Origin of the sequence: Peribacillus deserti (assembly GCF_002863585.1) — a bacterium.
GTDB classification, from domain to species: domain Bacteria; phylum Bacillota; class Bacilli; order Bacillales; family DSM-1321; genus Paraperibacillus; species Paraperibacillus deserti_A.
On sequence record NZ_PGUY01000008.1, the window covers coordinates 25348 to 37466 of the forward strand.

Below are 12119 nucleotides of genomic sequence, written 5' to 3' on the forward strand. Positions count from 1 at the left end.
AGGTCTATTGATGCTATTTTCCTAACCTTTATAAAAAGTGCTTTTCCAGTGATTAGTGTCATGTTCAAATCCTTAAAATTGAGGCAATAATAGTGTCAGGTATACAGCTTCACCTCCGGAAAAATTAGTGAGAATTAGTCTGTATACTAAATATTACAAATATTCCAAATATTTAATATAGTCCGATACGATCATTTTTGTTTTACGGACGGGTTTGGATGCATTAAAATCCACGGACTGGAATATAGCTGGTTTTTAATCCGTGACTCTTATGAAGTTGAAAGTAATTCACTTGGCCCCTAAAAACGAGTCCTCAAGAATTCAGCTCTAAAGGGTTTTACTCTGCCATGAGGGTGAAATATAGAGTCTCCCTTTTCTTTTGTTCCTTCAGTCTAAGCCAAAAAAACTCCTGATCAAAAACCCCCGAATCTATTATCCGAGGGTTTCTCACGCACGCAAATACGGCTCAATATTTTGTTGAATAACTTTCATTTTGTCTGCGTTCTGGGTAAAGATTTGTTTGTTTTCTGCTTCCTGTGTTTGATAGGAGAGCATTTCCAGTTCTGCCTGTGTGCGTTTTATAAGAGCAAGAAGCAGCTGGCGCTCATTAGGATGAGACGGTTTTGTTTGATCGTCATATAAATCGGCAGATAGGTCACCGTACGTATTGACTTGGGCAAAGAATACTTGATCGATGGTGGTTCCGAGTTTTTTCAGCTCGGTTTTGACCCACTGAATGTTTTTTCCGGTTTTCGCAAGCGCTTCATATATAACCTGTCCATCCATGATGATGGTTTGCGGTTCTTTCTCATTCGGAAGGAAAAGATTAAGATCTTTCGCTGTAAGGGGCTGATTTTCTTTTTTTAGAAGGACGCTTAACTTCCCTTTCGGCTCTAGGATAGCATATTCCACATCCTTTATTTCAAATACGCCTTTATCCCGCAGTAAGGCAGCTAAATCTTCAATAGTGTATTTTTCTTTTTTTAAGCCCTTTTCTCTGATTTTGCCATCTTGAATAAAAACTGTATCTCTGCCTTCTATGACCGCCCGAAATTTTCTGCTTTTTAAGGTTAGAATATCCGAAATATAGGATATCGCACTAAAAACGAGAATGCCTGCGACGCCATGCATGATGTGCATATCTTCCCCCAGGATTACTTCTCCCGCAATGTCCCCCAGGGTGATTCCCGTGATGTATTCAAAAAAGGAGAGCTGGGAAATATGCTTTTTTCCAAGAATTTTAGTTACGACAAATAGTACGACAATAAAAATTAACGACCGGTACATTACGTCAAAAACGGTCACCGGAAACCCTCCTTCAGCTTGTTTTGTTCCGTTCTAAGGCGTATATTCTTTTTTGGATATCATGTTTAATCTGTCCAGCCTGTACCATTGCCTCATGCAATGCAATCTGTGCCTCCTCTTCCCTAGAACTGAGTGCAAAGATAGAAAGCTGTGCTTCTATACCTTTGATGGCAGCAAGTGTTTTTTTAATCTCGTTTAGTTCCGTCAACTTTTACTTCCCCTTTGAACTTTTTTGGGTTCCATTCCATCTTCTTAGTCTCTCAATTAACTAGGCGCTTATGTATGAAAATAATAAAAACAAACCCTTCTTCAGATTGAAGGGGAGGCTTAATGATATGCCGACTTTATGTTCTCATACAGTTAGTATGTTGGGTGATTACTGAAGGGCGCTGAGAAAGTTCTGATTCTCCGAATAGATCCATCAATCTAGAGAAGAGACAAACACCCTGTACTTTAAAGTGATTCAAAATTATTCCATCAAAAAAGATATTAAACGGTTTCCGAGTCTGTTCTATTATCCACAGCTGTAACCGCTATATGAACTGGTGATATATCAAGAATATATTGAAGAGGGACAGGCAGAAAAAGACCAATGGACAAGCCCTGAAAACCTCTTGACGTCCATGATTGTTCACCTTTTTCTTCTCCCTTACTTTTCCTTCATGCTGCATCCTTTATTTAAATATAAATACCGTAAAGATAGACAATATATAAAAAGCGGATCCCTTCATATGGATCCGCTTTTTATCTTATTATGAATTATTTCCACCAATCATCATATACGCTGATTGCATCATGACGCTTATGCTCGGAACGCAGGAAGTGACTTTCAATCTTTTCTTTCTCAGTCTGAGTCACTTCTTTTCCTTCTAGATAATCGTCAATTGCCTCATAGCTGACACCCAGTGCCGTTTCATCAGGCAGCTGGGGTTTATTTTCTTCAAGATCTGCGGTCGGCTTCTTTTTATAGAGATGCTCTGGACAGCCGAGGACCTTCAGCATTTCGCGACCCTGCCTCTTATTTAGGCGGTATAGCGGCATTAAGTCACACGCGCCATCACCATGTTTGGTATAAAAACCTGTGATCGCTTCTGCAGCATGATCGGTCCCCAAAACAATTCCACTTTCTGCAGCCGCTATACTATATTGTGCCTTCATCCGCTCCCTCGCCTTTTCATTGCCTTTCTGGAAGTCGGTCAGTTCAATTCCCGCTTGTTTTAAGGCAGAAACACTGGCGTCTACAGCACCTTTAATATTAACTGTGTAGACCTTTGCAGGCTTCATGAAATTAATCGCATCCTGTGCATCAGATTCATCCATCTGCTCTCCATAAGGAAGACGAACGGCAATGAACGAATATTTATCCTCACCAATTTCTTCATTTAATTCATCCACTGCCATCTGGGCCAGTTTACCGGCAAGTGTAGAATCCTGCCCGCCTGAGATACCAAGAACCATAGATTTAAGGAAAGAATATTTTGATAAGTATTCTTTCATAAAATCAATACTTCTCCTTATTTCTTCCTGGGGGTCAATGGTCGGTTTTACTTTTAACTCCTTAATAACACGTGCTTGCAAGTCCACAAAAATCCTCTCCTAACATGATCTGCTTACTGCTATATCGATAGTATACCTCTAAGTTTACCATTAATAAAAATATCTGTTACTTTTGATTCCCTGAAAAACCCTTGCTAAACCATACAAGAGAATTTAGAGCTGGCCTCTAAAACTGAGATATGGCACAACTAGAGTAGTCTGAATAATACTACAAAAAAATAGCTGCCATGCTCATATTTTTCTAGTTTTAGGGCATAATGCTAGAAAATATACTAGGAGGAGCTTTTATGTACTTTTGTTTATCATGCGGATTGGTATTATTCGAGGAGGAGGCGGTCTCGCGGGAGGATCAAGTGAAACTGTGCCTAGATTGCTATACGGAATACGAAGAGGATGCCTTTCCGTTCTTTTATGATTGAAAGCAAGGCTAAGAGGATGGCTTGCAAGCCCACCCAGGCTTAAGTCATCCTCTTTTGTTAGGATCATACATTTTCACTGATGAAGGAATCACTCTATTTCTGCTGGATTTCTTACGTTCTTTTGTATTTTTCTTTTCCCCTTCAGTCTTTTTCTTCTCACCGTCTGCCCTCTTCTTTTTATCTTTTTTACCGTCTGTCAGCCCTTCCAATTTCTTAACTGCTATATCGAATTCCTTCTCTGTCATTTGTTTTGTCGCTAACATTGAACATAGTAGGGCATACGCTATTGCAGTTGTATCAACCTGGACGTTTAAGTTTACATCCACATCGGAATTTCCACTATGGCTGACTTGTGATTGGGCATTGGTGTGAATGTCCTGGATGAACTCTGCCTGCTGGCTGTTATCGTTGTCACTGTCTTGTCGGTTCCTGCTATCTGTTACCTGATCCAATCTGTTCTCTGAACTGCTTTTCTGATCCTGGCTGGTATTAATTTCGAAGTTTATCCGGTTTTGGCTTACATTGGCACTGTTTCCATGATCGTCTGGCCTGTGGTCATCTGGTACATTGTCGTCTGGATGGTGATGTTGAATTTCGCCAAAACGATTCTTGCCCCAGCCCTCGCCATGAGTACCGTGAGAAAATCTTCCGTAGTTCGCTGGTCTTCTGAACGGAAAGAAGAATCCTCTCTGGTTATAGTTTTCCATAACCTTCTCTCCCATTATATAGTGGTTTAGGCGGGATAAGGTAGCCCTCTCCCGCCTGAAGTAAGATTAGTCCTGCTCTTGATCCTGATTTTGATCCTGGTCTTGATCTGATTCTGCATCAGAATCTGCTCTAGACCTTACCCTTGAATTAGAATCGGAATCCACATTGATATCTATGCAGAAATCAACTCGAGCGTTACCGCTGTTCACAACTTTTGAATCAGCATCTGAATTACTTTTGTTGTTATTTACAAGGTCATTTTCATTATCGTTGTCATTATCATTATCGTTTCGAACATCAACATCGTTACGGACGTCTGTTTCAACATCGGAGCGGTTACTTAAATCGTTATCTAATTCAAATTCAACATCCGAATCTGCATCAGACCGGCTGTTAGAATCGGAGCCGCCGCTGTTTCCACCATACCCATTTCCACTGCCATATCCTCGGTTGTTATTCCTGCTGCCCCAGCCGTTTCTTCCATTGTTAAACCAAATTGACATTTTGCTGCCTCCCTTCGCTCTATCTAAGACTAATGTATTCATTTCCACTAAAAAGGAATGGACAATTTTCCTAGGTCAGGTATGGAATTTAGGTTTTTTTTTCATATCAATAGCCCCAATTTCATTATTTAGCGTTTTCCACTTTTGAAAGAACGTTTTATCTAAGTACTAAAGGGTACATAAATATAGACATACTTAAGGAGGGGTTTAGCATGACCACAAACAATAACAACCAGAATGATTCAGCCGAACAAAAAAAGAAGGAAGAGCACAACCAGGATGTCAGCCCTCAGCGGGATCCTGATAAAAATGATAAAAACGCTCACTAACAACACTATAAAAAAGCTTGGACCTCCGCTGAACGGGGGTCCAAGCTTTCTTTATAATATGCTGCCGCTGAACTTATGTTCGTTGCTCTCGCTTGGATAAGCAAAGGCTATTTTAGACAGCATGAACCTGAGAACTGGAGCCCAAGCTGATTTTACTGTACTGCTGCGGATCTTAAATTCATTTCTCTCGCTGAAAGCATAAGCCCTTTCACATGAGCATACCTCCAAAAAAACACAAACTCCAACGGATAAGCATACAAATCACCAGGATCACCCTAAAAACCTAAAAACATAAGCCAATAAATTCAAAATGATTAACAGAACAAAACATACTAAGATTAGTAGTGCAGACCAAGGCATTGGTTAGCACTACTATTTTTTATATAGTAGAAGTGGAGAAGAGGTCGGGGTACTTTTTGGGTCTGAGAATCCGTCAACAAAACTGACCTACTTCACTTATCTTATTTGAATCAGGTTTGAGTATGTTGGATCCTTGAGATCGTGTATAAGAAATTGGAATCGATAAGAGTATGGTGAAGCGTCCAATACGTTTAGGGGGATCAGTATGAAACATGTAATTGCATTTGATGTAAGTATGGGAAAGAGTTATATGGTCATTTATAATGCACTAAAAAAATGTGTTTTTGAAGGCGAAATAAAACACACCAGACCAGATTTTGAAAGATTAAAGGGCATGATAAATGAGCTGATACAAGCTTATAATGAACAGCCACATATTGTGTTTGAATCAACAGGGGTTTATTCGAGGCAACTGGAGCGTTTCATGGCTGAAAACACCTTCGTATACTGTGTATTGAATCCACTGGAAGCAAAGCTCCAATGTGACTCCTTGCGGATTCATAAAACAGATAAAAGTGATGCCCATCAGCTGGCTCTCACCCACTTTTCAGCGGAAAGAATAGAGAAGGTCGGTACGGATGATCTATTCCAGCAGCTGAAGTCGCTTTCCCGATTTTATAGTGAACTTGACGATGAACTTACCGTAACCCGTGGCCGGATGCATAAAGTAATCCAGTTGACCTTTCCGGAATTAGAAAAGTTATTTACAAGCAAATCAGGTCTATTTCTAAATGTTGTCCAATTGTTTCCGCATCCGGATCTTGTCCAGGGACTCTCAAGAACGGTAATCAAGAATAGAATCCGTGCAAATACTAATAAAAAAATATCAACTACAATGGCTGAGAAGAAAGCGATGCAACTAATGGAAGCAGCTGATCAGTCCTACCCTGCCGTTTCTTTAAAGGATGTCTTGTGCGAACAGTTGCGCTCATATGCCAGGCGTTACCAGGAACTCCTTCTCTTGAAGAATCAGTGTATCGAAGATATGGTTAGGCTGGTTGAAGATCGCAAAGAGTATAAGATACTTCTTAGTATCCCGGGGATAGGCCCCAATACAGCCGTAAGTATGTTAGCTGAAATTGGTGACATTAGCCGTTTCAAAAATAATAAGCAGTTAAACGCCTATACTGGCATTGATATCCGCCGTTATCAATCCGGAAAAACTTTCTTCAAGGATAAGATCAATAAACGAGGAAATAACGTTTTGGCAACAATCATTTTGTGGAGTACTACGACAAATTAAAAACGCAACCTTATAACAAATGTCATAAAGTTGCGTCCATCGCCTGTGTGAATAAGCTTTTGAAGAACATCTTCTATCTTATTACACACAATATGAACTATGACTACAGGTTGGCCACCAAATCATAGTTTTTTACATAATACCATAAAGAATTGGTCTAGTAAAAAAAAGCATTTTTAACTAGGCCTATTTGGCGTTCAAATTAATAAAGAATCGCCTCTTTGACTCATCAATAGTAAATAGAATACCGAGTAATCATATAAAAAGTATTGACTAATCGTAAGAAAAAGTACCAAGAATACAATTAGGATATACCTATAAAAAAGCTTGGACCTCCGCTGAACAGTGGGCCAAGCTTTCAATAATGTGCCGCCGCCGATCTTATGTTCGTTTTCTCTTGCTGGAATAAGCATAAGCCCTTCCAGATAAGCATAAACCTCTCCAAATAAGCATAAAATCCAACGGATAAGCATACAAGTCACCAGGATCAGCATAAAACTTAAATACAAAGCATAAAGAAGGAAAACTTAAGCATACAAGCCATAAACATAAGCATAAAATCAGGAAACATAAGCATAAGACCTTTCAAGGGAACGAAAAATCGACCAAAACCCTTACAACCCGTTTAAAACTCAATATTCCACTGCCCTTTTTAATAGCCGGAATAAAAAAATAATATAATTTGGCTATTTATCCTGATAAATAAGCTAATTTTTCACGAAAAACACTCTCTGGGAGGCAGGAACTCCAAAAGGTGCGTATGAAGGCACCGCTTTCCGCTTTTCTGTCTATCTGTCCAGCTGCGGACTGACACTTCGGTCATAGGCCGTTCGCCATCAAAAGGCAAAAGCGGCCTTTCACGGCCGCTCTTCTTATCCCTTTCAGGTGTCTGACTTTCTAACCATTTTCGTTTTAGAACGGGTTTCTTCATCACGGTTCTTTTTAGAAAGAGTTCCTTGAAAGTCACCATTCTCCGCTTTTCTTATTTCATAGCCTCTACTTTATTTCGTACTTTTTCTATGCTGGCCATTTTGTTATCCCAGCATTTTTGGCTTAAATCGACCGGATATTCCTGCGGATTCATAGTCCTGAGGTATTCTTCCCACAGATATCCTAAATTTTTTTGAGAGAAAGATTGGATTTCTTGGATATCCGGCAGCTCGTACACGTATTCTCCATCCACAAAGATATCGTGATGGAGCTGTTTGGCTTCAAAATCTTCTACATACTTAGAGATATACGTATGGACCGGATGGAACATTTTAATCCGCTCTTCTTGTTCTGGTTTTTCAGTGGATAATGTAATATAATCGCCTTCTGATTTTCTAGTTTTCCGGTTGATAATTCTGTATACATCCTTAATTCCCGGAGTGGTTACTTTTTCGGGATTAGAAGAAATCTTGATTGTGTCGGTCATCCTGCCTTCGTTCTCAATGGAAACGAGCTTGTATACAGCACCAAGGGCAGCTTGTTCAAACGAGGTGATGAGCTTTGTGCCGATACCCCAGATATCGATTTTTGCCCCCTGGGCTTTAAGGTTAATGATTGTATATTCATCAAGATCACTTGAAGCAACAATTTTTGTATTCTTGAAACCAGCGTCATCCAGCATCTTCCGTGCTTCTTTTGATAAATACGCCATGTCTCCGCTATCTAGTCTGATCGCCTTAAAGTTGATTTTATCCCCTAATTCTTTTGCTACTTTAATTGCATTGGGTACACCAGATCTCAGGGTATCATAGGTATCAACCAAGAACACACAATCTTTATGGCGCTGGGCATATTTATAAAAAGCGGTATAATCGTCCTGGTATGCCTGGACCATCGCATGTGCATGAGTACCCGAAACAGGGATTCCAAACAGCTTTCCTGCCTTTACATTGCTTGTACCATTAAATCCGCCGATAAATGCAGCGCGGGTTCCCCATAATGCAGCATCAAATTCATGTGCTCTTCTTGTGCCGAATTCTAATAAAACTTCATCGCCTGCAACATGCTTGATTCTCGCCGCTTTTGTGGCTATTAATGTTTGGTAGTTCACAATATTTAACAATGCTGTTTCGATTAATTGGGCTTCAGCCAGCGGAGCCTCAATGCGGAGCATTGGTTCGTTTCCAAAGACTAATTCTCCTTCTGCCATAGACCGCAGATTCCCTGTAAAACGGATGCTTTTAAGATAATCCAGAAAATTCTCTTCATAACCTAAACTTCGTAAGTATTCAAGATCGCTTTCTGAGAATCTAAATTCCTTTAAGAACTCAACGATCTTTTCCAGTCCGGCAAAAACACCAAAGCCATTCCCAAATGGCAGTTTACGGAAGTATAAATCAAATACTGCTCTTTTATTATGAATCCCATCTGCCCAATAGGTCTCTGCCATATTGATTTGATATAAATCGGTATGTAAAGCAAAACTATTATCCAAATTCAGACACCGCCTGTTCTTTCAATAAATACTGGTTCTCTCTGTACTTACCCAAGCCATTTTCTGCTAATCCTTTTCAGAGTCAAATTCAGTTTCTTTCACTTAGGCCTTTTTTCAAAACTTGAGAACATGTTTTAACTTAATCTAATTAAAAGATTTGTCCAAGGTATTCTTACAAATTGTTCCCAGTAATGCACCCAGAGATTCATAATCCTTTCTATATATAAACCACCTGCAGCCTAAACGATCGCCTGTTTTTGAAAATTGAAAAAGAATATCCTATTCAGTTATAGCAGAAAGAAGGCAAAGACAAAAATTATTAGCCCTGAGTTCATTCCTACAAATAAAAAAAACGTCCTCAAGTTAGGCGGGGTAAGAATATCCTCATGACAGCAGGAACATGCGCTTATTCCTTATTCGTTCCGACCTGCAGCTCCCTCTGTGCCAGCGTGAACCTTCCCATTACACTGCTTCCATACTCATCAACAATAGTGAAACTCCAGTGTTTGGTAATAGCCGTTTCGATGTCGCGGAGCCATGCTTTTCTCAATTTGACACTTTCCAGTGAGTCTTCTTTAAAGATTAAGTCCACTCCATCTATGAGTCCATATCGTAATTGCAAAAAATTCTTTAACCCTCTAATGGTCAAAAATTTAAATTCGTAGCCCTGTTCCACCGCAGTAATGCAATCACTTTTGTGTTCAGAAGCATATTGAAACAAGTATGCGGCATCATTTTCGTCAGCTCCCAGGCTGGTAATATGCGTCATGTTATTTTGCATTAAAGATCGTGAAAGCGATTGCTTAGAAATCCCCTTTGATAAAATACTTTCTATTTTGAGCCCCACTGGAAGCGGCAAACGTATGGTCCCCATACTCTTTCTCCTTTTATAGATTATGAATCTAGAAATCTCTTTATATGTAATAGGTTTAGACAACAAAAAAACCCGCAAGGCAGCTGTACTCTGTTTTGTAACGGAGTCCTAGTCAGCTGCGGTGAGCAGGCTTGTTTAAGGCACCTAACAATCTCTGGCTATTTTTCACCAAACTATCCAGCTTTTGATCTGAAGCTGCCCTCGATAATTTTTTCGGTGTAGAAGCCACTAAGACGGATTTATTCTTTTTCAATATCCAACCCTCCAATTAAATCGGCTGCAAAATCTAAATAAATTCTCTCCTTCAGTATAGCAGAAAAAATCTCTTCTTGAAGAGCAGCCACTTCATTTGAAGACCAAAATTCTCGGAATGGGAAATGAGCGCACATGACCATTTCTCCAATTCTTTTCGTAAGATAAAGCTGGTGTTTCTCTTCATTAAAAAATAAATATTCTACTTCTCCGTCCAGGATATATGTTTTTGAAACATACGCATCCTCATCGTTCAGGAAAAACTCCTGCTTTGGTGTTATATTTCCATAGTGGGCCATGTACACCAGCTTGTTCCCTTTTCTTTTATATAAAGAAATGGCAGTACAATCACTAAAGGAAGCAATTTCCTCCCTTACATAATACCCTTTTCGATTATAAATATTCGCACCTTTCAGAACTTGTGACAATTCTTTTAAAATAATATCGAGCTGGGGAATTCCTCCTTTAAAAGACCGGATAAGCTGAAAAGAATAATCTTTGTACTTTTTCAGTTTAGGGGCAAGGTTCAGGCTTTCCTTTGTTTCATCTTCATTCTTTAAATATTCTATGCCCTTATGAAGGTAATTACTTAAGTAAATATTGACAGTCCTGCACAAATCATCAGCATTCGCGAGAACGATGTCATACAAAAATGGACAGTTTTGATCGACATCATATAAAAACGCCCACACAAAGGGATCTACGTCTTTTATTCTCTTATACAGGTATTCCCGGGTCAGCTGTATTTCTTTTATAAGTGGTTCTACAATATCATAAATATGACCGGGAAATCTGTAGAATTGTGACCGGAATTTATAAAGTTCCTCCGCTATTAACTGCTTTAAATCACTAAAATATAAGTTTTTAATCCAATCATTTACAAAAGGAAGTATTAATTTTTTTTCTTTTTTCGCATAGTGGAATTCGACATATGTGGCTGTAACCCGGGGATCCTTCTCTGTAAAGCTTCCGCTCTTTTCTGAAAGAAACAGGAGGAAAATATCACATTCTTTAACTTTATTTATGCACGTTTCAATTTTGTCCTGACCCCATACACCAAAATTCTCCTCAAATAGCAAAGGAAAATGACCAGCATTTGCCAGAGACTCCGCTAACTTCCTTCTTAATGGCTTTAGTTCATTTTCATAGGCTGAACTAATAAATATTTTAGTTCCTGTCTGCATAACTCCACCTCCACATTTTTCCACTTGGACGGTCTTACACGAAAGAACACAGGAGTAAAGCAAAGCTGGACTGAGCAGGGATAAAATTACTTTTTATTATTCTATTAAAGTTATGATTTCTCCTTGTTCCGGATGCACCTTTTATGTATTTTTCTGTAAAATGAGCTAAAGTGACTATGTTTTTCAGTCATATTAAGGCTAAAACAAGAGGTTTGTACCTCTCAAGCCCTACTCCCATAATTTTCATAAATTACTTTTATAGTAAAAGTTTTTAGATATCCATATACGTAATTAAAGGGATATACTTATTTACGGAATGCAGTTTGGAATATTGAATGTATGTTAGATGAGGCGATTTAATTGTTATGTAATAAAAAAAGAGCAATTTCAGCTGTGTGAAAGACTATCTACTCATTAAAATGCTATGTATGTTTGTATTCCAGAGGTATCAGCCTTCGAGTTAAATCAAGCTATTATTATAAATAAAGGCTGTTTTCGCAAACTTTATTGTTATTGAACAAGTGAGTTGATTGGAACGTGAGGATGCTCGCCGGCTGTGGGGAGTGCTTTTCTCCCCATAGACAGATTGGCATGACTCGAGAATCTAAAGCCCTGTAGCTGGATCCAGGAGTCTAGCACCTTACGTTCCAATCGACCTGTTTAACGTAGGTTCACAGATCTAATAAAAAACAATAATCTTTTAGAAAAGAGCCTAAATAAAAGACCCTGAAGAAATGATCTTCAGGGCCAGTGTAATCCTAAATTTATTTATCTGTAAATGTGTTTTTCAGATCCCCGACAGTATCCTGCAGGGTACCCTTAGCTTTATGTGCTTTTCCTTCTGCCTGCATATCTCGGTCGTTGGTCGCATTGCCGACCTGGTCCTTGAATTCACCTTTTACCTTGCTCACTGCGCCTTTTAATTTATCCGAAGTTCCACTCATATTCATTCTCCTCCTT

10 protein-coding genes and 1 pseudogene are annotated in these 12119 nt (G+C 39.1%); 1 reads left to right on the plus strand and 10 read right to left on the minus strand.

Annotated elements, in window-relative coordinates; all coding sequences use genetic code 11:
- Positions 1–447: 447 nt before the first annotated feature.
- The 5 genes from CUU66_RS02685 to CUU66_RS02710 all read right to left on the minus strand — a co-directional run bounded on the left by CUU66_RS02685 (position 448) and on the right by CUU66_RS02710 (position 4492).
- The gene (locus CUU66_RS02685) at positions 448–1305 is read right to left on the minus strand and encodes a DUF421 domain-containing protein (RefSeq protein ID WP_257967877.1); all 858 of its coding nucleotides are present in this window, start codon (positions 1303–1305) and stop codon (positions 448–450) included.
- Between the two features lie 13 nt (positions 1306–1318).
- A complete protein-coding gene (locus CUU66_RS02690; protein WP_101640143.1) occupies positions 1319–1513 on the minus strand; it encodes a DUF1657 domain-containing protein in 195 nt (64 codons plus the stop codon).
- Positions 1514–2064: 551 nt separating this feature from the next.
- Positions 2065–2889: an ammonia-dependent NAD(+) synthetase gene (gene nadE / locus CUU66_RS02700; protein ID WP_101640145.1), complete on the minus strand. Its 825-nt coding sequence runs from the start codon at positions 2887–2889 to the stop codon at positions 2065–2067.
- A 436-nt stretch (positions 2890–3325) separates the two neighbouring features.
- Complete coding sequence (locus tag CUU66_RS02705) at positions 3326–3988, minus strand: hypothetical protein (protein WP_101640146.1); 663 nt, start codon at positions 3986–3988, stop codon at positions 3326–3328.
- Positions 3989–4054: 66 nt separating this feature from the next.
- Positions 4055–4492 carry a hypothetical protein gene (locus CUU66_RS02710; protein ID WP_101640147.1) on the minus strand — a complete coding sequence of 146 codons (438 nt, stop codon included), beginning with the start codon at positions 4490–4492 and terminating at the stop codon, positions 4055–4057.
- An 894-nt stretch (positions 4493–5386) separates the two neighbouring features.
- On the opposite strand from CUU66_RS02710, the pseudogene CUU66_RS02720 reads away from it, so the two are divergent.
- Positions 5387–6552 (plus strand): annotated as a pseudogene (locus tag CUU66_RS02720) (IS110 family transposase).
- 854 nt (positions 6553–7406) lie between these two features.
- Here the strand turns inward: CUU66_RS02720 and CUU66_RS02735 are convergent.
- From CUU66_RS02735 to CUU66_RS02750, 5 genes are all read right to left on the minus strand, one after another.
- Positions 7407–8849 carry a nicotinate phosphoribosyltransferase gene (locus tag CUU66_RS02735; RefSeq protein ID WP_257967878.1) on the minus strand — a complete coding sequence of 481 codons (1443 nt, stop codon included), beginning with the start codon at positions 8847–8849 and terminating at the stop codon, positions 7407–7409.
- Between the two features lie 406 nt (positions 8850–9255).
- Entirely contained in the window at positions 9256–9723 is a 468-nt protein-coding gene (locus tag CUU66_RS02740; protein WP_101640150.1) for a hypothetical protein, read from the minus strand.
- A 112-nt stretch (positions 9724–9835) separates the two neighbouring features.
- Positions 9836–9976 (minus strand): hypothetical protein, encoded by a 141-nt coding sequence (locus tag CUU66_RS23940; RefSeq protein ID WP_162144758.1) that lies wholly within the window; start codon positions 9974–9976, stop codon positions 9836–9838.
- Complete coding sequence (locus tag CUU66_RS02745; RefSeq protein ID WP_101640151.1) at positions 9963–11159, minus strand: DUF4062 domain-containing protein; 1197 nt, start codon at positions 11157–11159, stop codon at positions 9963–9965. The genes CUU66_RS23940 and CUU66_RS02745 overlap by 14 nt, the downstream gene beginning before the upstream one ends.
- Positions 11160–11923: 764 nt before the next feature.
- Positions 11924–12109, minus strand: a complete 186-nt coding sequence (locus CUU66_RS02750; RefSeq protein ID WP_374702959.1) for a CsbD family protein — start codon at positions 12107–12109, stop codon at positions 11924–11926.
- Positions 12110–12119 lie beyond the last annotated feature (10 nt).